This window comes from Actinomadura sp. DC4 (assembly GCF_030406325.1).
Classification (GTDB): Bacteria; Actinomycetota; Actinomycetes; order Streptosporangiales; family Streptosporangiaceae; genus Actinoallomurus.
Genome location: NZ_JAUEQY010000015.1, coordinates 200,895 through 223,250, shown reverse-complemented (window position 1 = coordinate 223,250; position 22,356 = coordinate 200,895). Strand labels below are relative to the sequence as shown.

Annotated in this window: 20 protein-coding genes and 2 CRISPR repeat arrays; of the genes, 5 read left to right on the top strand and 15 right to left on the bottom strand. The window is 67.3% G+C overall.

What is annotated here, in order from left to right:
- Positions 1 to 2: 2 nt before the first annotated feature.
- The 5 genes from QWU11_RS24920 to QWU11_RS24900 all read right to left on the bottom strand — a co-directional run bounded on the left by QWU11_RS24920 (position 3) and on the right by QWU11_RS24900 (position 2,343).
- Positions 3 to 554 carry an HD domain-containing protein gene (locus QWU11_RS24920; RefSeq protein WP_290116815.1) on the bottom strand — a complete coding sequence of 184 codons (552 nt, stop codon included), beginning with the start codon at positions 552 to 554 and terminating at the stop codon, positions 3 to 5.
- Between the two features lie 405 nt (positions 555 to 959).
- Positions 960 to 1,280, bottom strand: coding sequence for a hypothetical protein (locus tag QWU11_RS24915; protein ID WP_290116814.1), 321 nt, complete (start codon positions 1,278 to 1,280; stop codon positions 960 to 962).
- Positions 1,277 to 1,555, bottom strand: coding sequence for a GntR family transcriptional regulator (locus QWU11_RS24910; RefSeq protein WP_290116813.1), 279 nt, complete (start codon positions 1,553 to 1,555; stop codon positions 1,277 to 1,279). The genes QWU11_RS24915 and QWU11_RS24910 overlap by 4 nt, the downstream gene beginning before the upstream one ends.
- A gap of 60 nt (positions 1,556 to 1,615) precedes the next feature.
- Positions 1,616 to 2,002, bottom strand: coding sequence for a helix-turn-helix domain-containing protein (locus tag QWU11_RS47425; RefSeq protein WP_354670896.1), 387 nt, complete (start codon positions 2,000 to 2,002; stop codon positions 1,616 to 1,618).
- Positions 1,930 to 2,343 carry an ATP-binding protein gene (locus QWU11_RS24900; RefSeq protein WP_290116812.1) on the bottom strand — a complete coding sequence of 138 codons (414 nt, stop codon included), beginning with the start codon at positions 2,341 to 2,343 and terminating at the stop codon, positions 1,930 to 1,932. Before QWU11_RS24900 ends, QWU11_RS47425 begins: the two co-directional genes overlap by 73 nt.
- A 358-nt stretch (positions 2,344 to 2,701) precedes the next feature.
- On the opposite strand from QWU11_RS24900, the gene QWU11_RS24895 reads away from it, so the two are divergent.
- Complete coding sequence (locus QWU11_RS24895; RefSeq protein WP_354670895.1) at positions 2,702 to 3,346, top strand: XRE family transcriptional regulator; 645 nt, start codon at positions 2,702 to 2,704, stop codon at positions 3,344 to 3,346.
- A gap of 83 nt (positions 3,347 to 3,429) precedes the next feature.
- Positions 3,430 to 4,007: direct repeats of the CRISPR family, unit length 29 nt; unit sequence CGGCTCACCCCCACGGGCGTGGGGAGGAC.
- Between the two features lie 60 nt (positions 4,008 to 4,067).
- On the opposite strand, the gene cas2e is transcribed toward QWU11_RS24895, so the two are convergent.
- From cas2e to QWU11_RS24845, 10 genes are all read right to left on the bottom strand, one after another.
- Complete coding sequence (cas2e, locus tag QWU11_RS24890; RefSeq protein ID WP_290116811.1) at positions 4,068 to 4,382, bottom strand: type I-E CRISPR-associated endoribonuclease Cas2e; 315 nt, start codon at positions 4,380 to 4,382, stop codon at positions 4,068 to 4,070.
- A 7-nt stretch (positions 4,383 to 4,389) separates the two neighbouring features.
- On the bottom strand, positions 4,390 to 5,349 hold the full coding sequence (gene cas1e / locus QWU11_RS24885) for a type I-E CRISPR-associated endonuclease Cas1e (RefSeq protein WP_290116810.1): 960 nt from the start codon (positions 5,347 to 5,349) through the stop codon (positions 4,390 to 4,392).
- Entirely contained in the window at positions 5,346 to 5,987 is a 642-nt protein-coding gene (gene cas6e, locus QWU11_RS24880) for a type I-E CRISPR-associated protein Cas6/Cse3/CasE (protein ID WP_290116809.1), read from the bottom strand. The genes cas1e and cas6e overlap by 4 nt, the downstream gene beginning before the upstream one ends.
- Entirely contained in the window at positions 5,984 to 6,742 is a 759-nt protein-coding gene (gene cas5e, locus QWU11_RS24875) for a type I-E CRISPR-associated protein Cas5/CasD (RefSeq protein ID WP_290116808.1), read from the bottom strand. The genes cas6e and cas5e overlap by 4 nt, the downstream gene beginning before the upstream one ends.
- On the bottom strand, positions 6,739 to 7,887 hold the full coding sequence (gene cas7e, locus QWU11_RS24870) for a type I-E CRISPR-associated protein Cas7/Cse4/CasC (protein ID WP_290116807.1): 1,149 nt from the start codon (positions 7,885 to 7,887) through the stop codon (positions 6,739 to 6,741). The genes cas5e and cas7e overlap by 4 nt, the downstream gene beginning before the upstream one ends.
- Positions 7,888 to 7,889: 2 nt before the next feature.
- Positions 7,890 to 8,507: a type I-E CRISPR-associated protein Cse2/CasB gene (casB, locus tag QWU11_RS24865; RefSeq protein WP_290116806.1), complete on the bottom strand. Its 618-nt coding sequence runs from the start codon at positions 8,505 to 8,507 to the stop codon at positions 7,890 to 7,892.
- The gene (gene casA, locus QWU11_RS24860) at positions 8,504 to 10,051 is read right to left on the bottom strand and encodes a type I-E CRISPR-associated protein Cse1/CasA (protein WP_290116805.1); all 1,548 of its coding nucleotides are present in this window, start codon (positions 10,049 to 10,051) and stop codon (positions 8,504 to 8,506) included. Before casA ends, casB begins: the two co-directional genes overlap by 4 nt.
- 353 nt (positions 10,052 to 10,404) lie before the next feature.
- Positions 10,405 to 13,170 carry a CRISPR-associated helicase Cas3' gene (gene cas3, locus QWU11_RS24855; protein ID WP_290116804.1) on the bottom strand — a complete coding sequence of 922 codons (2,766 nt, stop codon included), beginning with the start codon at positions 13,168 to 13,170 and terminating at the stop codon, positions 10,405 to 10,407.
- A 199-nt stretch (positions 13,171 to 13,369) separates the two neighbouring features.
- A CRISPR array of direct repeats spans positions 13,370 to 15,657; the repeat unit is 28 nt; unit sequence GTCCTCCCCACGCCCGTGGGGGTGTGCC.
- Positions 15,658 to 15,839: 182 nt separating this feature from the next.
- Positions 15,840 to 16,430 (bottom strand): DUF2637 domain-containing protein, encoded by a 591-nt coding sequence (locus QWU11_RS24850; RefSeq protein ID WP_290116803.1) that lies wholly within the window; start codon positions 16,428 to 16,430, stop codon positions 15,840 to 15,842.
- Positions 16,427 to 16,735: a hypothetical protein gene (locus QWU11_RS24845; protein WP_290116802.1), complete on the bottom strand. Its 309-nt coding sequence runs from the start codon at positions 16,733 to 16,735 to the stop codon at positions 16,427 to 16,429. Before QWU11_RS24845 ends, QWU11_RS24850 begins: the two co-directional genes overlap by 4 nt.
- 412 nt (positions 16,736 to 17,147) lie before the next feature.
- On the opposite strand from QWU11_RS24845, the gene QWU11_RS24840 reads away from it, so the two are divergent.
- The 4 genes from QWU11_RS24840 to QWU11_RS24825 all read left to right on the top strand — a co-directional run bounded on the left by QWU11_RS24840 (position 17,148) and on the right by QWU11_RS24825 (position 22,145).
- Entirely contained in the window at positions 17,148 to 18,860 is a 1,713-nt protein-coding gene (locus tag QWU11_RS24840) for an FAD-binding protein (protein WP_290116801.1), read from the top strand.
- A gap of 97 nt (positions 18,861 to 18,957) precedes the next feature.
- A complete protein-coding gene (gene ligA / locus QWU11_RS24835; protein ID WP_290116800.1) occupies positions 18,958 to 20,949 on the top strand; it encodes an NAD-dependent DNA ligase LigA in 1,992 nt (663 codons plus the stop codon).
- Positions 20,950 to 21,220: 271 nt separating this feature from the next.
- Complete coding sequence (locus tag QWU11_RS24830; RefSeq protein ID WP_290116799.1) at positions 21,221 to 21,691, top strand: methyltransferase; 471 nt, start codon at positions 21,221 to 21,223, stop codon at positions 21,689 to 21,691.
- A gap of 4 nt (positions 21,692 to 21,695) precedes the next feature.
- Positions 21,696 to 22,145, top strand: a complete 450-nt coding sequence (locus QWU11_RS24825; RefSeq protein ID WP_290116798.1) for a hypothetical protein — start codon at positions 21,696 to 21,698, stop codon at positions 22,143 to 22,145.
- The last annotated feature ends 211 nt before the right edge of the window (positions 22,146 to 22,356 follow it).

Genomic DNA, 22,356 nt, shown 5'->3' with positions numbered 1-22,356 from the left:
GATTACGCAGTTCCCACCTGTACGCGCTCGATTGCCCGTACTGCTCCGATGAGGTGTGTCGACGACTGCTGAATGAAACGGGTAACGAGGTGTCCTGCCCCGTACCGGGTCTGTATCTCGTTAAGGCGATTCTCGACGGCGACGGGTTGCCCGTCTGGTGTCGTCGTCATGTCGCAGTAGGTGAGTGCGTCGGACAAGAAGCCGTTGGCGGGGATGAACTCCTCGGCCAACACGTCGGCGAGCCCGCGATCCCGCGCTTCGTTGATCGCGCACGAGTGGTACGCCACCAGACCGCACAGGACGGGATCCGCACGCTCGCAGTCGCGTAGATAGCGGGCGCCGTCGAGAGGGTGGAAGCCGGTTACGGCCAGGTCAGGTGTATAGCCGATGTCGTGGAGCCACGCGGCGCTTTCAAGGACGTCGGCGTCATCACCGAGGATCGGGGCCAGCGACCGCGCTTGGCGGGCGACTCCCTGGACGTGCGCCCAGCGACGTGGCAGCGGTGCTTCCAGCAGCGTACGGGCGATCTCGCGCGCCCAGTCGGCTTGTCCCATGGCCCTGACGCTAGACGCGAACTGTCGGACGTCCACGGACACGTCGGTGGCGTCTGGGGACGTCTCTGTACAAGACGTCCCCAGACGTGCCAGGTGTCGATGAGGCCGGGTTCTGTCGAGGTCCGCGAACGCCCGGCGCCGTCCCGTTCGACAAGCGTCGCCTCACTCGGCAGGACGTCACCAGGCCGAAGCTCTCCACTCTCGACCTGCGCCTGGGATCACGGTGATCTACCGATACACGTGCGGAGTCGGTGCGTCTCCGCGTACGACGCGTCCCCTACAGGGAGGCATCTTGACCAGTTCCTCGCTCCCCAGCACGGCGAGCACGCGGCGCACAGTGGCCCTGATGGCAGCGAACGCCTGACGCAGCGTGGACCCCGACGGCATCATGGCACCGGCTCAAGCTCACCATCGGCGATGCGCGCCCGGAAGACGTCCGCGGTCCGGGCGTAGACGCCCGACGCTGTCCGTCGCGTGCTCACCGTCTACCCCCTGCCGTCGAGCCGTGCCGTCGCGTTGATTTCCCTGCTGCTCGACCGTCGTATCAGTTTCGACAGCTCGATCCCGAGCGGCCAGGTAGTACCGCGCGTGATCCGGGTACCTACCGATCAAGATTTTGAGCTGTTGAACCTCAACGACTTGCGATGCGCCGGTGAAGTGCATCGAGTCCAGCATGGCGTAGAACTCCGCGAGCGACCGTTGCAGCCGATCTTCGACGGCGCTCACTCGGTCTCCCGTTGCCAGTCCTTGGCCGGCCGCGCGTAGCTGCCCTTGTGCGGCAGCGACCATAGGTAGCCCTGCTGCTGTAGGGCTGCTGTCGCGTGCGCGACAACGCGAGTGGGGACACGGAGCTTGTTAGCGAGTTCGTCCTGCGACGGAATACGGTTGTACGGCCTCCACTTACCGGATTCAATGTGCTCGCGCAGGAACTGGGTGACCAGCTGTGTTCTCTCGGGCGGCGCCTCATAACCACCTCGACTTCTGAGAGCGGTCCGCTCCATGAGAATCCTTCTCATGACGCCATAGCTGCAATCAAACTTCTCCGCGACCTGCCGAATATTCTAACCTTGCTGATAGAGACGTACAGCGTCGCTCTCCATTTCTTCCCGAACGGCATCGACTTCCTTCTTAAGGCCGTCGCGGAGCGAGAGCACGTCCGCGCGTCGGTATCGTCGGTGGCCGCCGGGAGTCGATACGGCCACCCTCAGTCTTCCGATCTCCGCCCATCGAGTAACGGTCGATACTCTGACCCCGAACAGCTCTGCCACCTCACGCGGTCTTAAGAGGTCTTCATTCGAGGCACGATTTATATCGTCCTCGACAGATTTTTCTATCGTCTCCAAGCTGAGAGACTTGGGGCACTGCTCAGCGCCGGTCAAAATTCCTCTCCTATCAAGCACTTGCACCAAACGATCTTTCCGCCACCTTCGAGTACTTCGCAGCCCCATTCCTTCGACAGGGTCTGCACGAGCATCAGACCGCGACCGGTCTCGTCGTTCTCTGCCGCGACGCGGCGCAGTGGCGGAGTGACGCTCGCGTCCCTGACCTCGATCAGCAGCGTGTCGGCCGATACTGATAGGCCCAGGTAGACCGGATTCACCGTGTCGAACACGAAGCGTTCATGCGCCGGCTTCTTCTTGGGTCCGGTGGCCTTCACGGCGTTCGTTACCAACTCGCTGACGAGCAGCTCGACGGTGTCCGCCAGCTCAGACATCTGCCACGCATCCAGCACCCAGCGCGTGTACATCCGGGCTTGAGCTACCGACGACGGCAAGGCGGCCATCAGCATGCAGTTCAATCGTGGGGGTTGACTCACTTCGTCCGCCTCGCTACTCGGCGACCTCTCGCACGTGAGGCAAGCGGCCGTCACGTGCGAAAGAGCCTTCCGCTCAGCACCTGACGTCTCCACCGACACCCGGGGACGTCTCAGGATTTCTTGAATCCCCTCGTAGACGTCCGTAGACGACTCAAGTGCGTCCTAAGACGTCCCTATCGCGTTACCTAACCTCGATTGGGACGTAGAGACGGGGGCGTCCGCCGGACGCCCATGGGAGGGAATCGGTGAACGAAAGGTTGCGCGAAGCGCTCGAATCCTCGGCATTCGACGGAAGTTCGGTAGCGGCCCATCTTGGAGTAGACGTCTGACCGTGGAACGTTGGATTGCCGGCCGCGTCCCTTACCCACGTCACCGAGGTTCGCTCGCCGACCTCCTCGACGTCGATGAGTACGAGCTTTGGCCGTGCCTTGCACAGCGGCAGACACAACCGACACAAGAAGCTGTACAAATTCAAGCCGCTTACGCCCATCGATGGGCCGTGCCGCGCAAGGTGTGGGTGCAGCTCTTCGGCTCAGCCGAACGGGAGATCGGCATCTTGGCCTATGCGGCCTTATTCCTCGCAGAAGATGACGGAATCCTCCGAATTCTTGCAGACAAGGCCCGCACAGGCGTCCGCGTACGAATCCTGCTCGGCGAACCCGACAGCCGCCATGTCATTGAACGGGGATCCGATGAAGGAGTCGCCGACGCAATCGCGGCGAAGATCCGTAACTCGTTGACGCTCTATGGATCTCTCGCCAAGATCGATACCGCAGAGATTCGGCTTCACTCAACGACGCTCTATGCATCGATCTACCGAGCCGACGACGATCTATTAGTCAACATGCACGCCTACGGAGCTACGGCCTCCCACGCTCCGGTCATCCATGTCCGTCACACCACGCCTGGCGATATGGCCGACACATACATGGCCAGCTTCGAACAGGTGTGGAGAGGAGCCGATGAGCAGCCTTAGCCAGCTCAGCCTCGTTACGACACGACGTGGGGAGGACGTGGAGAGCACCCCCGACGGAGGTCCTCGGCCGCAGCCCTGGGCCTTCGGCTCACCCCCGGGGCGTGAGGAGGACAGTTCCACCTCAGCGGAGCACTTCTTGCGGCGCGGCTCACCCCCACGGGCGTGGGGAGGACTCCTTCTCTCCGGTCGCGGGGATCGTCCAGACCGGCTCACCCCCACGGGCGTGGGGAGGACTGGCTGATCAAGGCCAAGGATACGTTCACGGGCGGCTCACCCCCACGGGCGTGGGGAGGACGGCGCCCGCGTCATCGACCCCCGGTGGAACGGCGGCTCACCCCCACGGGCGTGGGGAGGACGGACGTGGGGACGTGAGGCATGGGGAAGCATCCGGCTCACCCCCACGGGCGTGGGGAGGACCAGGCCGGCCGCGACGTTCCTCCGGCTCTTGGCGGCTCACCCCCACGGGCGTGGGGAGGACGGGCGCGGGCTCAACCTCGTGGACGCCCTCGCCGGCTCACCCCCACGGGCGTGGGGAGGACACGACAACGATCCGGTCGTGGCCGGCGAAGTGCGGCTCACCCCCACGGGCGTGGGGAGGACACCGCCGAGCATCCGGCCGGCGGCCTGTACGACGGCTCACCCCCACGGGCGTGGGGAGGACACTTCGCGACCTGCAGTGATCTCTTCGGGGTTGTGAAGGATGTCGGTGTTTTGTCGGTGATTACACAGGCGTTGATGGCGGGCCATCGCCTGCAGCGGTCATGCGGACAAGGGTGAGGCCGTCGAAATCGACGGGTTTTCGGCGGCGTTCGCCAGCGGTTCGTAGAGAGAAGCCCTGTTCGGTGTTGTCAGGGTGGACGAGGACCGCCGCACCGTCGCCGATGGTGCCGACAACGGCGTTCCAGAGTTCGTCACGCACCCGAGCGGACACCGTGCCGACGTACACCCCCGGCATGACCTCGATGAGCCAGCGGCTGAGTGCGCCACGCAGGTGGTCGGGGACGGCTGTTGTCGACAGCACGGTCATCGACGCCATCGGCGGCTCACCAGACTTCGTCTCCGTAGTTAACGCCAGCGGGCATCGGACCGCTGACCGGGTCCCACAGGTGGACGATGTCCTCGAACGATTCCCCGTCGCCGACATCGACACCCGGATCGAGCAGGCTCTGAATATCGCTGACGACCTCGCGAAGGATCTTGAGTAGCCGGAACTCCTCGCGTAGCCGGACTCTGGCGTCCCGTTCCGGTTGTGGCGAGTCGTTCAGCGAGAAGGCGAGCGGAATGGTGATTCGGGCCTTGTAGAGGTCGGCGACGTCATAGATGAAGGCATGCTGCGTGCCCGAGTGGATGAAGCCGAGCGCCGGGGAACAGCCGAGGGCGAGGACCGCGGCATGAACGATGCCGTACATGCAGGCGTTCGCCGCCGACAAGGCCAGGTTCACCGGGTCCTGAGACTCCCACTGGGCCGGGTCATAGTTACGCCGGAACCGAGCGATGCGGTACTTGTCGGAGAGCATCCGGTACAGCGCCTTCATCCGCTGCCCTTCCATACCCCGAAGCTGCGCCAACGTCGTCCCCGGCGGCGGCGCCGTCTGAAAGCGCTTCTCGTACATACGGACCGCGACATCGAGGCGAGAGCTCTCATCCGCCCAGGCGCGTACCTGCTTCTCCAGCCACGCTGTGGTCAGCGAATCAGGCAGGATCCCGGCATAGCACCGAACGCCGCCCATGCCCACGCAGACGACGGTCGTCCCGTGCCGGGCCAACGTCGACATCGCAGGCTGGGTGATCGACGTACCGGGACCGAGTAACACGCAGGCGAGCGCGGCGGTCGGAATGTAGACGCGATCGATGCCTTGCGCGGTCTCGACCTGGGCACAGACACCGGTGTCGTCCTGGACGATACGAACGACGTCCAGGTAGAGAAACGACAGTGAATCCGCGACCCGTGGCAGCATCGCCAGAGTCGGAGCGGCGAGTTTGCGCCGCGCGTCCCTGCTCATGTTCTGGCGACGGCGAGGCTGAGCAGCCCACAGCCGTACGACTTGCCACGCCCGATCCCCTCGACGATCGCGGCACGAAGTCGCTCGGCGTCGGTGATGACGGCAAGGCCGTCGAAGCGGGTCAGAGAGTGACTTACGCGCTGACCCTGGCCGGCCTTGCCGGTGGCGGTCGGCATCGGTGTGGATAGCAGCGAAGACAGCGCCAAACCGTGCTCGGTGGCCTTACGGCTCCACCACTCATCAGCGGCCGACCCTGACAAGGCCACCACCTGCTTGGCTTTGTGGTTCCCATCGGCCTTGGCCAGCCTCTTCGAGGCGTTCGCGGCGATCCGATAGTGAACGGGCAGGCCCGGACGCAATCGCGTCAGCAACGGGTCGATGTCCTTGACCGCAGCCGTCCCGTAGCCATCCGGCAGCCGGTCCAACTCAGGCCGACACTGGCTCTGGATGAGAAGAGACAGCCCGGACCGGCCCTCCTCCAGCCGAAACAAGACGCCGGTACGGGCTCGCGCGTGTGCTCCCAGGTCATCAGGGACGAGCATCATGACCCGTTTGTGGAGGTTGACCGCGTCGCGTAGATCCGCCCGTACGGCGCGGTGCCGGGTGTCCAGGACCAGTCGCGTGAGCCAGACGCTCATCGTGTCTCCCTTCCCAGGTACGTGGCGAGCGCTTTCACATAACCCTCGCCGCGTCCGGCGCACAGCAGGGCGGGCAGCATCCGGGAGACGGTGAAGACCGGCCGCGTACGGTATTCACGGTTGTCGGGCGCGAAGCTGTACGGGACGTCGGCGACCTCGCCGCGCTTCGCCTGCTCAGCGTCGGCGGGCTGTCGCTCGTAGAGGAAGTCGACGGTGACCGAGTCCTCTGAGCGCGGCGGCATACGGTTCAGCGGGATGCGCTCCAGCTCTCCCGCAGGGTCGGCCACCTCATCCGCCAGCAGGAACGGCGCATCTGGTGGGCAGGAACGGCGCCCGAGGTAGGGCGCCCATACCGGTGCTCGCACAGCGGAGGTGAGCTCGGCGATCAGGTCGTCTGGGCCGGCCACGGCGACGGTGAAGCAGGCGTCGGCGAGGTAGTGGCGACGAGACACGAGCGTCGTCCCGCCCTCTGGGCGGCGTTTTCCCTCGGCGGTCGGCACCGTTCGGGCGCGCGGCAGGCCGCCGCCCACGGTGTGAAAGTCGCTCAGCGGCCGTCCCCGCCGGTCGACCCGTACGGTCAGTTCCAGCGCCCGCATGTCATCCAGTGCGGCGCTTCGCGGGCGTCCTTGGGCGGCGGCGAACAGCCCGATCAGCCCCGAGCGCGTGGGATGAGACAAGGTGTCACGCCTGTCGAACGTGCTGTGCTCACCCCACGACTGCAGAGGCCCGGAGAGCCGCAGCAGCAGGCCGCTCATGACGCTTTGCCCTCCCCGAAGGCCGCTTCGACGGAGGCACCGACCAGCTCACGGAAGGACTCGGCTCGTACGCCGAGCGCGGCGCGCTTCTCCACGCCGACCTCGGCATACGCGTGATGCGCCAGGCCGTCGGTGCCGATCAGCTTGTACACCTGTCCGGTGTAGTCGGCGAGCGCCCGGCGGGACGGCTCGGAGCAACCACCGTCCAAAGCGGGCCGCACGGGAGACTCGAACGCCGACGCAAGCGAGACGGGCCGGTCACGGCGGACGGCGACGTACACGAGATCGGGGATCGTAAACGGCGCGGTGGAGTTCTTCTTCGCCCCGGGCAGCGACTCGATGAGCGCCGAGCAGAACGCCTCGACCAGCTCGCGTGCCTGAGCCGCGTCCCCGTCGAGGTTGGCGTGCAGTTCGGCGATGTTGATGCTGGCGTAGCGGTAGAAGACGCCGGCGCTGAACTCGGCGGCGTTCATGTGACCGCTGCCCGCGTCCGTCGCCAGTTCCGCAACATCGTCGACGGCGGTGAAGAAGTCGACCTCGGGCTCGGAGTTGTGTGTGGTGAAGGCATGTGCGACCTGCACCGCGCCGTCGACCCGGCCGCCGGGTAGCTCGGCGAGCATCCGCCCGAACAGGTTGATGATCCCGTTACGGCTGGTGACGATCTCGTTGACGGCTTCGGTGGGCAGAACCGACGTGGCTGCCTTGGCCTTGGCCTTGCCCTTGGCCGGAGCCGCCGCCGCGGCTTGGACCAGCGCCTCGCGGTGTTCCTCGCACAGGGACGTAAGGCGGCCGACGGCGGCCCGCGGCAGATACAGCAGGACGGACGTACCGCCATTCTCTTCCAGCTTGAGGGGCTCCTTACCCTTGGCCGCCGTCACGACCTGTCCCCCTGCGAACGCCGCCAATTCCTCCTGCCAGCCCGCGTCGCGAAGCGCCTTGGACACCAGCGACGCCAGGCGGCGGGTCCGCATCGCCGGATCGCCGAGGCGCTCTTCCATGGCCAGCCGTACGGCGCGTTTCCAGCACTGACTGGAGACTCGCGTACGAGTGCCGCCGCCGTAGAAGACGGTCTTAGGCGAGCCCAGGTCATCGCGATTCAGGTTCGCGAAAGGAATGCTCTGAACGACGTGGACGTCGAGGTACATGGTCATTCTCCAGGGGGTTCGGTGGCGGGCTCTTCGCGGAAGCGGTCGCGGTAGTAGTCCTTTAGCCAGCGGCGGGCGACCCGGTTGCGGTCCGTGTGCCAGCGCGACAGGTCCCACAGCAGCACTCCCCAGTCAGGGGCGATCTGTGCCGACGCCAGGAGACGGATCACACCGGGAAGGTGACGTTGCATGCCCGGAACGCCCTGCCGGACAAGCAGGTGGAGGCGCCGCTCGACCGTGTCGACACGGTCCGAGCTCCCGCCCAGTCCTGCCAGGGTGGCACCGAGGTTCGGGCGCCAAGGTTCGGCGGACTCCCCGGTGTCTCCCGCCGGTATCTCGTCCTCCCCGTCGACCGCCGGAGACTTCCGCATCTTGCGTGGTTGCGCCGCGATCAGGGCTGCCACGGTGTAGTGCGCCCACTCATCCGGGCCGAGGGACTCGGTCCAGCGGGCGACGTAGCGATGCATCGTGACCGCCTGATCGGGCGTACGGCGGAGTCCACGGCGAAGCGCGGATCCGGCGCCCTTGTCCCTTACGCAAAGGTCCGTGATCCATTCGACGTACCGGTCGGCCTGCACCCGGGAGACTCCCCGGTACGCCTTCGTAGCGGCTGGCGTCATGCCACGGCCTCCTTGGGATTGAGCAGCCTGCGAACGATGGCACGGGCATGTGCGGCGGCCTTGGCGAAGCGCGGTCGCTCCCGAGCCTCGATGGTCTGGTCGATGACAGTGATCGCGAGCGATACCAGCTCCGGCAAGGGAGAGAGTGCGAAGCGCTGCGGATCGTCCGACGACGTCAGCTCGTGGAAGCGCCGCCAGAACACCGTTTCCGCTTGCGGCCAGTAAAGTTCCTCGGCGCGTGCCGGCCATGGACCGTCCGGTGCCCTCGTCCCTGGGCCGGACGAATCGGGGCTGATGACGTCACGCCATGCGGTGCGAAGTGCCACCCGCAGCCGGACCGAGACCTCCTCGGCTGCGTTGTGAACCAAGGCCATCGCCGCCGCTTCCATGGGGGCGCGTTCTTCCAGGTACTTCAACACGGGCGGTGTGGTCGCGGTGAACCACTGCCGGTCCTTGGCCTGACGATCCTGGTCGAATCCGTAGGCACGGATGCGAAGCGCGTCGAGTAGGTCGTCAGGAAGGTCGTTCCGCCCGTTGAATATCGCTGGACGGCGGGAGTCCGGCTGGTCGCGCAGAAGCGCGTCGAGGTCACGCCACAGGGCACGCGAGGCGTTCGCCGCCGGGACGAACAGCGTCCCCTCCTTGCTGAACCGGTGGATGAGGTAAGGATCCTCGGCCGGCCATGCCTCGCCTCGCCAAGCCCAGGTGAGGTAGGCATCGTTGACCGTCTCTCCGTCCGCGCCGGGTACGAGGAGGATCGCGTGCCGCGATCGTCCCGTGAGCAGGCCACCGGGCCAACCCGGTTTCGGCGGCATGCCTTGCGGGTCTGTCGACCCTGTTCGCTCCCAGAAGCACACGTCGTTAGCCGCGTCGACCGGACCTGACGGGGCGGGCAGGCCCGCCAGGAGCGACTCGAAAACCGTGCAGCCTGCCAAGTGATAGGAGACCGCACCGCGTAGAGGCCCCGCGTTGCTGTTCGCCGCGCTGGCGCCGTTGACCGTACGACTGGCGCACCGCCCAGCCGCGCCGTAGTAGAACTGGGCGATCAGGTTCCAGGCTGCCTCGTGCGTCGGTACCGGGACCGGATCCAGGTCGGTGAAGTGGCCGAACCACACGGGGTTCTGCCCGACCGGACGGGAGAAGACGAGCTTGTTGACCCCTGCTGTCTTGGCACATTCGTGCCGCAGACGAGGATCCTGACCGAAGGGGTATTCGGGGTGAAACAGGTCGAACCTGTCGGCCCAGCGCTCGAAGTACGCGTCCACCTCCGACGCGTCGAACGCTCCAGCCTCGAAGACCGTGTCACGCCGTTCCAGCCACGCGTCGACTCGCGGAGTCTGGGAGTCTAGGCGCGTGGTTCTCGCCGCGATGGCGTAGAGGATCCGCCATAGCCCGGACGCCGCCGGCGGTATTGGCACGGCCAGATCCTCTATCTCATGGGCGTGTAGGAACAGATCCCGCAATCCCACGCGCTCCACCTCGCCGTTCCGGCGAACCGGTATCCACTTCCGCTCGCGAAGATCAAAACTGTATAGCCACGCCATCAGCGTCCCCCATTGGGTACTGTCCCATCTTAGATGAATTCAGTGGGGGTGTTCCGGTGGCATTCAATCAACCACAACACCAAATCAACATTGTCCCCACATCTGTGGTGGAGGTCAGGCGAGCTCAAGCTCGCCTGACCTCGCTCAGGAAGTCCAAACGACGATCACTGCCATCACCAAAGCAACGACGCCGATCGAGCCAAGGCGGATGCAAGCCCGGACAGTGACCTCGATGGAACAGGAGTAAATTTGCATGGCGTCGACCGTATGTCATTCAGAGATCCACTTCTGAGACTTCTTGAGCAAAGGTGGCTTTGAATCGAAGATTTGTACGTTTCTGACCGCATTGTTTCTTATTCACGAATCAGCCCGACTTCAACATCAAGGCGGAGGTAGCGTCCTCCGATAAGGGCACCCGTATCGTCGGGGTCGTGTGGGAGCAGGACGAGTTCACGGAGCCATGGACTCGTCTCCCATCGCTCGGGAGGCTGGTTGTCGGCGGCTCGATCGCGTACCCAGTTCTCCGGTACGGGGATTGTCTCCGCGAGCAGCTCAGCGATATCGACCCTCGTGAACCGGCCATCGACGCCGTTCCCCGACTCCGGTAGCGGGCTTTCGTGATCAGGGTCGAGGAACCGAGCACCCGAGACATCTCGGTGGACGACCAGCGCCCGTACGGAGTCGGCGCCCATGCGCGTCGTCGCCTGCGTCTCTGTGAGGTCGTCGCGACTGAGCGCGCTCAACTCACGGACGTCGGCAGGCGGCGGGACGGCGACCAGTTCGGCGAGTCCCTGTTGGGCGAGGGTCTCGCCTTCATAGTCGATCCAGTGCTCGGCGAGGGCACTGTCTTCGGTGAAGGACTCACCAGGTCGGGCCGTCGGCGGGTTGTAGACGCGTTCCATCAGCTCGCTGACGTCCCCTGGGATCTCGATCGCCTTCGACCGGCGTTCGTCCAGCGTGCGGTGGGTCGAGGCGAGGAGGAACTCCGGGTAGACGGTCCCCCAGTGCGGCGGGCGACGCAGAGCACCGTGGGCGTTCACCGGGACGAGGACGACCAAGCGCGGATCCTTCACCCATGCGGGCCGGTCCGCGCGTTCATGCCGGTGACCGCGACCGGCGCGCTGGAGGAGCTGCGCCAACGGCGCGAGGTCGCTGATGACCAGGTCGAAGTCGAGGTCGAGTGACTGCTCGATGACCTGCGTGGCTACGGTGATTCCTCCCGACGTCGGACGGGTCCCGGTCTTGCCGTACCGGCCGACGATCTCCTTCGTACGACGCGCCCGGTCGGCGGCGGTGAACCGGGAGTGCAGCAGATCCAGAACCGGGACGATGCCCTCAGGTCGATCGAGCCAGCTACGCAGCGCCGCGTAGGTCGCCTGTGCGTCGGCGACCGTGTTGCAGACGACCGCCGCGCATCCGCCTTCGGAGACGATCGGTTCGAGGACAGCACGCAGCGCGGTCAGACGTCCGTCCGGCGAGACACTCTCCGGCCCGTGCCGTACGGGCACCAGGTCGACGGCGAGCGTCGCCGTACGGTGGGCCGCGATCTTCGCGCGCGCGGAGGCCGACACCTGCGTTGGAGCCCCGGTGTCCGCAGAGACGTACAGCCATCCGGGGTAGTCGAGCACGTACGCGTCCGGTCGCGGAGAGGCGCTCGTCCCGGACACGTACGCCGCGACGAGGCTCCGCGCGATCGAGGCCGGTACGGTCGCCGACATCAATACGACCGGGCATCGCAGTTCGCCCAGCCAGGTGAGCAGCCGTCGCAACAGGCCCTGCATGTACGGGTCGTAGGCGTGGCACTCGTCGACCACGAAGACCTTGCCGGAAAGGCCCAGCAGGCGAAGGACGTTGTGCTTGAGTTGAAGCACTCCCATCAGCGCTTGGTCGATCGTCCCGACGGCGACCGGAGCCAGCAGGCCACGCTTGGCTCCACTCAGCCATTGAGGCGCGGCGACCATCGTCGCCTCGTCGGCCGACAGAACCTCCGAGCCGTCGGGTTGATCCTCCGATTCGAAGGCGTCACGCAGCCACGCCATGCTGTGCAGCAACGCGACGGGAGTCGGCGTCTTGACCAAGCACCGTACGTATCGGATCACGCGCCCGTACATCTCATCGGCGGTCGCCATTGTGGGCAGCGCGAAGAACAGCCCCGGGGTTCCCGACGCTTCGCCGAGAAGCCTCGCCGCGCTCAGACCCGCTTCGGTCTTGCCGTCGCCGGTCGCCGCGGAAATCAGCAGGATCCCCGGACCGGTCACGTGCTCAGGCAGTTCTTCGAGCAATGAGTGTTGGAGTGCGTTCGGCTCGAACCCGAAGCTCTCGGCGAACCCTGCATCCCGTAGCCCAACGGGTCGTAGGCCAGCAGCGTCGAGCAAGCCGGGAGCCACTCTGTACGTCGCGTGGAACCGCTCGGCGACGGCGCGGTGGGTATCGCCGAGGGACGCGATCCTCTCCAGGAGAAATGACTCCTGGCTCGCCAGCCAGTCGGCCAGGATTAGGATTCCTGTAGTCATCGCGGCGGCGGCTCCGCTGACCCGAGTCGGCGGGACGGGTCGGCCCGTCGTCTCGTACATCGCCTCGAAGAGAGCTGAACGCTGCTTCTGCCAGCCGTCGGCACCCAGTCCAGGGAAGTGCGCCAGAGGTTCTTTCAGCTTCTGGCGGGGCTCGCTACGGAACCGTCCGTGGTGCCCACCAAGCAGTTGAGCCACCCTGTATGCGGGTGCGTCTGACTTGCCGACTCCGTAGCCTTGCTCCGCGAACATCCGCATCAACACCCGGTGGGCAGCCTCCTCATGCCGCATGTCCTGCGGCATGATCGGCGTTGGGAAGCGCTCGTCGGCGCGCAGCGACTCGTACAGGTGTGGGCATTGTGCCTGGAAGCAGGGGATCGCTTTGCCGATGTCGTGGAGGGCGGCCCAAAAGACGATGAGCGCCCCGGCTTCTTCGACACTCGTACGCAGTGCTGCCGCGATCGTCCTGCGTGCGCCGACCGTCAGGTACTGCGTCCAGAGCAGACGCGCCACTGCGGCCGTGTCGGCCAGATGCCACGCCAGCGGATAGGGGCGTGGCAGCCCCTTTTCCTTTCCCCAGATCCGAAGATCGATCCCGCCGTCGCTCACTCGCCCCCCATAGATCCCCGAGTGAGACGGAATCCAATCAGCCCACAGTGACAAACCCCTACACTCGGCCAACGATGGCCGACTACGGACAGCACGTGAACGCCGACAGATAGATACGCGTCAGCAACACGGCCCAGAAACCCCGACAAAAAGTTGTCGGGGTTTTACGGACCGCCGAACAAACCGCAGGTCGTGAAGTGTCCTCCCCACGCCCGTGGGGGTGTGCCCTGCTGTTCGGGGTTCTGCCGCCCGGGGAACCGGTCCTCCCCACGCCCGTGGGGGTGTGCCGGCCACCGAGGCGTACCGCGACTTTCAGCGGAAGTCCTCCCCACGCCCGTGGGGGTGTGCCACGAAGTAGAGCCGCCAGAACGCGTCGCTGACCGTCCTCCCCACGCCCGTGGGGGTGTGCCGCCACGGACACGCCGGCGGCGAGCGCCGCAAGCGTCCTCCCCACGCCCGTGGGGGTGTGCCGCACTACTCCCGGGCCGGCCGCGAACAGAAGGCGTCCTCCCCACGCCCGTGGGGGTGTGCCGTTCAGGCGGTCGACATCGAACTGGACCCGTACGTTCTCCCCACGCCCGTGGGGGTGTGCCCAGCAGCAACATGGTCCGCGCTTACACCGGGACGCCCTCCCCACGCCCGTGGGGGTGTGCCGTGGGCGGCGACCTCATCCAGGTGACGCAGCGCGTCCTCCCCACGCCCGTGGGGGTGTGCCGAAGAAGGAAGGCGAGGACCAGTGACGCTGCTCGTCCTCCCCACGCCCGTGGGGGTGTGCCGCGGGTCGTCCGGGAGAGTGTGCGGGTGCCGTAGTCCTCCTCCCCACGCCCGTGGGGGTGTGCCGCAGCTCCTGACAAACCGGATGCCGGTCACCCTGTCCTCCCCACGCCCGTGGGGGTGTGCCGCAACCGCGGCCGCAGGGCGCACCCGCGCCGGGGTCCTCCCCACGCCCGTGGGGGTGTGCCGGAGCATCGGTCCGCGTACGCGTGGCGGTCGATGTCCTCCCGACGCCCGTGGGGGTGTGCCGCAGAGCGGTGTCCGGATCCAGACGCACGGGCCGTCCTCCCCACGCCCGTGGGGGTGTGCCGCCGGCCGTTGTCGGTCTTCAAAAGCTGATGGCGTCCTCCCCACGCCCGTGGGGGTGTGCCGGGGCCATCAGGGAAGAAATCCGTTAGCTCCGAGTCCTCCCCACGCCCGTGGGGGTGTGCCCAGATCCGCGAGGTCAAAGCGGACGCCGGCACGTCCTCCCCACGCCCGTGGGGGTGTGCCGCCGTATGGGGGCGTCAGTCTGATGCTCGGAGAGTCCTCCCCACGCCCGTGGGGGTGTGCCGTACCACGTCCTGTCCGCCGCCGTCATCACGGCGTCCTCCCCACGCCCGTGGGGGGGTGCCCGCAGGGTCCAGCCGAGGCCGTAGTCGAGCCATGTCCTCCCCACGCCCGTGGGGGTGTGCCGGCGTATCCGTCACAAGGCAAACCGTGCCCTCAGTCCTCCCCACGCCCGTGGGGGTGTGCCGCCGACGCCGTCGCCGGCGAGCTCATCCACTTCGTCCTCCCCACGCCCGTGGGGGTGTGCCGTCGCGGTGCTGGACGATCTGCCCGGCGCGCTGGTCCTCCCCACGCCCGTGGGGGTGTGCCGATCAGTGACGCTGATCCGGACTGGTTGAAGGAGTCCTCCCCACGCCCGTGGGGGTGTGCCGGTGTGCCTCGTCACGCGTGCCTGCTCATCGGTCCTCCCCACGCCCGTGGGGGTGTGCCGGCGGTCGACCAGAACCGGGTCGGACGTCTGGCGTCCTCCCCACGCCCGTAGGGGTGTGCCGGAATACATCGACCAGCTGGTGAAGATTCCCAAGTCCTCCCCACGCCCGTGGGGGTGTGCCGTGGAAGATCTGGGCGACGCAATTCGTCGACACGTCCTCCCCACGCCCGTGGGGGTGTGCCGTCGGGTGGGTCGCGGATTGACGATGCGCTCGTGTCCTCCCCACGCCCGTGGGGGTGTGCCGCATGAGCCGGGGCCGGTGGCGGGTTCTGGAGATGTCCTCCCCACGCCCGTGGGGGTGTGCCTCGGTCGCCGGGGCTAAATTTGCCCTTTCTCGGGTCCTCCCCACGCCCGTGGGGGTGTGCCGTGGGTCACCTCCCTCATTCCGTCCTGAAAGGGGTCCTCCCCACGCCGTGGGGGTGTGCCGCAGGGCGTCCCGCAGCTCGGGAACGTCAAGCGGTCCTCCTCACGCCCGTGGGGTGTGCCGTACGCGAAACCGGACTACTGGCAGACGTTTGGGTCCTCCCCACGCCCGTGGGGGGGGTGTGCCGCCCGGCGGCGACCGGAAGGCCGCCACCCCGAAGTCCTCCCCACGCCCGTGGGGGTGTGCCGTAGACCGCGCCCTCGGTGAGGCCGGCGGGGAGGTCCTCCCCACGCACGGGGGGGTGTTCCGCAGGTCGAGGGCCTGGAGGTCGTCGCCAAGGCGTCGTCCCCACGCCCGGGAGGGTTCCGTTCCTGACGTACAGTGCCTTCGGGGCCGGTTGTCCCCACACCCAGCGGGTGCTCTGCTCCTTTGCAACAGTTGAAGCTTTTCGTTTGGACCTTCGTCCTTACAAGCGGGATATGTCGTAGTACCGGGATAGGCAACGTAAGAGGTCCGGTGCCCCGTTTGGGAGTCGGGGCACCGGACCTCTTATCAAGCAGCCTGCTCGATGATTCGTTTTATTTTGCGGCGGTCCATATTTAGATCTCGCGAGATGGCTCTCTGACTATCACCTGCTTCGTGCCGCCGACGTACCACCTGTTCCAGCGTTGGTGCTTCTGGCGCCGCAGTTGGTACGTCCGGTTGGGCAGCCGGCGTATCGGGACTGTCAGCGACGCCCGAGACGGGAGCGACCCCTACGCGGTGCTCAGCTCGGATGAGGGCCATTAGCAGTTCGTACGAGCCGACCAGAGCCACAGCTGGCCACGCACTGACCAGGGCGCCTACGGCTCCGTGGCCCATGCCGTGTGCCAGGTTGGCGCCGACCGTGGCGACGATGCCGACGCCCAGGCTCCACTTCGCCAGCGTTGGTACCGGCTGGTGCCGACGGTTGGCGTCGAGCATCACCATCGACGCGGCCCAAATGAGGCCGTCGACTGTAAGCGGCACCAGCCGGGCCGTCGCTCCGACTTCCCCATGCGTCATGACGAGTTCGTAGGCGTGGCGATACGAGATGACCGCGGCGATCACCGCTACGGCCATCACCGCCAGCGCCGTCGTAGTGCGTATCAGGCGATCGATCATCGGTGCCTCTCCCCCCGCGCCTGCGGCCACACGGTGACCGCGCGGATCTCGCTGGAGTCGCGGAAGCACAAGGGATAGAGGAGGTTCTCCGGCGCGTCACCATCCGGCAGGCTCTCGTCAGGTTCGGCGAGTTCGGGGGCCTCCACGACGACGCACCACTCGTCGAAGCAGCACTGGCTCACAATCGAGCCGGGCAGCCATGCCCATGCACTCCGATCGCGAGCGTCGACGCCATAGGGCGGATACCAGACCAGCACCGCACTGTCATCGGGAAACGGTCGGACGTTCGCTTCATCGTTGGTCATAGGAACTCCTCTCCGCCCTGGAGAGGGAGCCACGGGGAGCCACTCAGGGGAGCCAATGCCTCTCGGCTCCCCCAGACTCACCGCAGCCCCCTCAGGGCGTAACTGCAGGTGAGAGGCTCTCCATCCGACTCAACTCGACCTTGCGCGACCCACCCCGGCTACGGGGGAGGTAATGGAAGCCGTACCCGCTCGGGCGCGGCCTTGGTCGAGGGAGGCGCCCGAGGCGGCCGCCGCACACCGTTTCCGGGGGCAGATTGATGGTTCGCGGTTGAAAGGTGACTTCATAACGTTCCGCGCGATTTGGCGGACCCACTTTCGTCTTGCGATCGAGTAATGCTGGGAGTCAGAGGAAAGATCTCCTCTGAGGCGAAAGAGGTGATGCGCCATCGACACCGGGCGACGCAAGATCCTTATGGCTGGCAGTGGGGCGGCGGTGGCGGCGCTGGTCTCCGGCGGATCCACGCCGGCGAGCGCGGGCACGCGGCCGAGGAAATGGGATCACGACGCCGACGTCGTCGTGGTGGGGACCGGGGCCTCGGGATTTCCGGCCGCGATCGTCGCCTGCGAGGCGGGCTCTTCCGTTCTCATGGTGGAGGTCCAGCCTCATATCGGCGGGCACGGTATCTGCAGCGGCGGGAACATTCCGCTGGGCGGCGGGAACAGCATGCAGAAGAAGTACGGGATCAAGGACTCCCCCGACCTGTTCTTCCGTGATCTCACGGACTGGTCCGTCGTGGAACCCAACGGATTCCCGGACTACCGCTACAACGACCGGGAGATCGTCCGCGCCTTCGCCGACCACAGTGTGGCGACATTCGAATGGCTGAGAGCTCACGGTGTGGTCTTCGTGGAAAAGGCGCCCGACACCCAGGGAGGCACCTCGGTGGGCAACTCGGTGCCGCGGGTCAGCCATGCGGCGGTGATGGACTGGCCGATGGTTCAGACCGGGAAGCCGGCCGATCCCTCGGTGCGGACGACGACGTCGTCCGGCAACGGTCTCATCCGGCCGCTGGAGGCGGCAGCGCGCAAGGCCGGCGTGCGGATCCTCCTGGAGCACAAGATGGTCTCGCTCTACCGGGACGGCCCGGGCCGGGTCATCGGGATCGCGGCCGAGCACAACGGCCGTACGGTGAACATCCGGGCCCGTAAAGGGGTGATCCTGGGCACCGGCGGCTCCAGCAGCAACGTCGCGTTCCGGCGTCAGTTCGACGTCCGCCTGACCGAGGAGTACTGCGGCGTGGCCGGGCAACCGTGGTCGGACCAGGACGCCGGCGGAGAGCTGGCCGCCATGGCGCTGGGAGCCTCGCTTTGGGGCGGGTTCAACGAGACCGGGGAGTTCGGCTTCGGGATCACCAAGCCGGGCTCCATCGGTACCCGGTACGGCTACGTGAACCTCAGCTGGATGCCGGGCAGCCCCGTGTTCGACCGCGTCGGAGCCACCGGGCTGAAGGTCGCCGACTGGCAGGACGTCATTTTGGTCAACATGCTCGGCAACCGTTTCTACGACGAGACCGGGCCGCAGTTCACCGCCAACAACTACGACTCCATCGACCCTTACATACCCGACTCCTACCTCAACGCCAAGAACGTCAAGTACAACCCCAACAACTGGATCAACGCCGCTCTTGCCGGGATCGGTGACACGCATAACGGCGGTGGGCCGATCTGGGCCGTCTTCGACTCCGATGCCGTCGCCCGGGAGAATTGGGATCCCCGGCCGCCCAACGTGGACGTCACGGGTGGATTCTTCTTCCAGGCCGATACGCTGAGCGCGCTCGCCGCGAAGATCAGGATGAGGTTCCAGCGGGTCCCCATGAACGGCCGTACCCTCGTCGACACGGTCGGCCGATACAACGGTTTCGTTGATGCCGGGCGCGACGCCGACTTCGCCAAACCCGGGCCGAAGTGGAAAATCAACAAGCCTCCCTTTTATGCGGCCTGGTCCACCCCGGTCGTCCACGACACACGGGTCGGCCTTCGAATCAACGCTGAATGCCAGGTCATCGACCTGAGCGGCGATATCATCGACGGCCTCTACGCCTGCGGTGAGACCGCCGGGGGTTTCAGCATGCACGGACTCCCCCGAGCCCTGTGTCAGGGCTACATCGCCGGAAAGAACATCTAGCCCGCCGCACCCGACCGGCCCGCGCCGGCCCGGTGACCGTCCCCGGACCGGACCGCCGTACGGCGTGGATGTCGGTGGCGTGGCGTTTAATCGAGGGGTGGACATAGGTGAGCGCATCGCTGAGCTGACCGTCGAGGTCAAGCGCCTGAACGACCTGTACTACGGCACCGGCGACAGCCCGCTGCCGGACGCCGACTACGACGCGTTGAAGGACGAGCTGGCGGCGCTGGTCGCCGGGCACCCGGAGCTGGAGCCGGCCGACAGCCCGCTCGGCAAGGTCAACGCACCGGCGGAGCTGACCGGCCCGACGGTGCGGCACGCGCGTCCGATGCTCTCGCTGGCCAAGGCGACCGGTGAGGAGCAGATCCGCACCTTCTGCGAGCGCTTCGGCGGCCAGGTCTTCCGCGTGCTGGAGAAGCTGGACGGGCTCTCGCTCAGTGTGGTCTACGTCAACGGGCGCCTGGACTACGCGGCCACGCGCGGTACGGGCACGGTCGGTGAGCTGGTGACCGACAAGGTGCGCCAGGTGATTCCCGGCCTGCCGGTCGAGATCGAGGCCGCTGGACGGGTGGAGGTCCGCGGTGAGGCGGTGATGCTGCGGTCGGTGTGGGCCGCCTACAACGAGGCGCACCCCGACCGGACGCTGACCAACCCGCGGTCGGGCGCGGCGGGGACCCTGGTGCTGAAGGATCCCGCGGCGGCCGCGGAGGCCAAGCGGCTGCTGCGGTTCTTCGCTTTCGGCGCCGATCGTGACGGCGCCGCGCTGGAGATCCCGGTGGGTTTCGAGCCGGTCAGCCAGTTCGTGTGCGCGAGCGTCGAGGAGGTGCTGGGCGCGATCGAGGAGATCGGCGGCCGCCGCGACGGGCTGGACTACGACATCGACGGCGCGGTCGTACGGTTGCACGAGCCGGCGGCGTTCGACGCGGCGGGGTTCAACAGCGCCGAGCCGCGTGGCGCGATCGCGTTCAAGTATCCGCCGGAGGAGAAGCTGACGAAGCTGCTGTCGGTGGAGTGGCCGGTGGGAAAGATCGGCCGGGTCCCACCGCGCGCGAGGGTCGCGCCGGTGTTCGTCGGCGGAGTGACCGTGGAGAACATCACCCTCCACAACCCCAGACTGATCCGTGAACGGGACCTGCGGATCGGGGACACGGTGGCGGTCGTCCGGCGCGGCGACGTGATCCCGTTCGCGGGCCGCTCGCTGCCCGAGGAGCGCGACGGGACCGAGGTCGAGATCGTCCCGCCGGCGCACTGCCCGTCGTGCGGTTCGGAGCTGGAGGTCCGCGGCACCGGTGAGGAGCGCTGGTGTGTGAACCTGCAGTGCCCGGCGCAGGCGACGCGCCGGCTGATGCACTGGGCCTCGCGGCAGGCGGCCGACATGGAGGGCGTCGGTGACGTCTGGATCGAAAAGCTCGCCGAGGACGGTGTGCTCAAGCGCCGCAGCGACTTCTATGACCTGACGGCTGAGCGGTTGCTCGCGTACGAGCGGATGGGCGAGGTCAGCGCCAAGAACATGGTCGACTCGATCGCCTCGTCCAAGGGCATGGGGCTGCGGCGCGCGCTGATCGGCCTGGCGATCCCGATGGCGTCCGACGGCACGGCCAAGCGCCTGTGCCTGGCCGGCTACGAGCGCGTCGAGGACGTCGCGGCGGCGACGGCCGAGGACCTGGTGGCGATCCGCGACATCGGCCCGAAGGCCGCCGCGAGCGTCGTCGCCTTCTTCGCCCGCACCGACGTCGAGGAGGAGATCATCAGGCTGCGTGAGCGCGGCGTGGACCTCGACGTGCTGGACGAGGACCGGCCCCTCGACGCGGCGGCCGCGGGCGACTCGCCGCTGAAGGGCAGGTCCGCCGTGATCACGGGCGCGTTCACCGACCCCCGCTCGGGCGCGAAGATCAGCCGCCCGGACGTCACGCGCCTCGTCGAGCACGCAGGGGCGACGACCGCCTCGTCGGTCTCGGCCAACACCGACTACCTCCTCGCCGGCGCGAACCTCGGCGCGTCCAAGACCGGCAAAGCCGAGAAGCTCGGCGTCACGATCGTCCAGCAGGACGACCTATGGCAGTGGCTGGCCGACGCCGGCGTGCTCTAAGCCTCGCAGGCCAGGTCCGGCCGGCAAGATCGCGAGGCGGTGAGCCCATGAGGGCCGGCGTGCTGGGGCCGCTCGTCGTCCGCGGCGAGGCCGGGGAGATACCGGCCGGGTCGCCGCAGCGACAGGCGCTGCTCGTCGGCCGGGTGATCCGTACGCTGGCCATGCTCGGACTGTTCCGCACCACCGAGGACGGCCGCGTGGCGACCACGCCGCTGTCCCCCGGCCACCCCCATACGCAGGCCGACGTCGCCGAGATGTGGATGGAGCAGCAGTGTCCGCCGTTCAGCGACCTCCCGCACCCCGTACGCTCCGGCGAACCGGCCACGGAGCACTATCTCGGCGGGCCGCCCTTCATTGGATCTCCGCCGACCCGGAGCGCGCCGCCCTGTCCGCCCGCGCCATGGCCGGCGTCACCGGCCCGTACGGGCCTGTTCGATGGCCCCCGGGCAAGGTGGTCGCCGACGGCAGCCTGCGCGCCGAGCTGCTCACGAGCCACCCGGACCGGCACGGCGTCGTCTTCGGCAAGCCCGCCGTCGCGCCGATCGCGGCCGAGGCGATGTACGCTCGCGGTCCGGCCGACCGGGTGGAGACGGTCGGTGGCGGCTTCTTCGCGGAGGCGCCCGCCGCCGACGTCTGTCTGCTGAGCTTCGTCCTGCGCGACTGGAGCGACGGCGACACGGTCCGCGTTCTCCGCACGATCCGCCACGCCCGGTTCCCGGCTGCTGGTCATCGAGGGCTCTGAGCTCATGAACCATCACGAGCGACTGAGCGAAGACGACTACAGGTCCATCCACCAAGCCGGACACGCGCTGGCCGAGCAGGGGTGGCGCCGCGCGTTCACCCTCAACCAGATGCTGGACGCCTGGCAGGACCTCGTAGAGGACCTTCAAGAGGGGTACGACGGCACCTTCGCCTACGAGTGGCACCATGACCTGCGCTGCCGGGACTGGCTCCACGCCGCCTGGCCGATGCTCACCCACCGGATCCAGGAACTACGCCGACCGCAGCTCCAAGCCCTCGACGACCGCTACCGCGAGGTGACCGTCCTGATCCGGACCTCCGGCCGGCCGCCATCCGACCCAGGTGACCTCAACTCCGGGTGGTGGCACGGTCGCCACCCCCGAGTGATCCACACCGACCACCCACACGACGGCCTGCCAGCGGGCTGGTCTCCCCCCGAAACACCGATCTCTTGACCTCGGCGAACCGGCTCCTCCTGGTCGGCGCGGATCGCGGTGGCGCCGGGCAGCGACCGCAGCCGCGGGTGCGGCGGCCGCGAGACCGACTCGCACGGAGCCGCCGGCATCTGTACGGGGATCGAGTGCACGCTCGTCACAGAACGCCCTCCACGCCGGCCGGTGAGAAGGCCGCCACGGTGGCCGCGGGCGGCCGGTTCGGCCGGCGCCT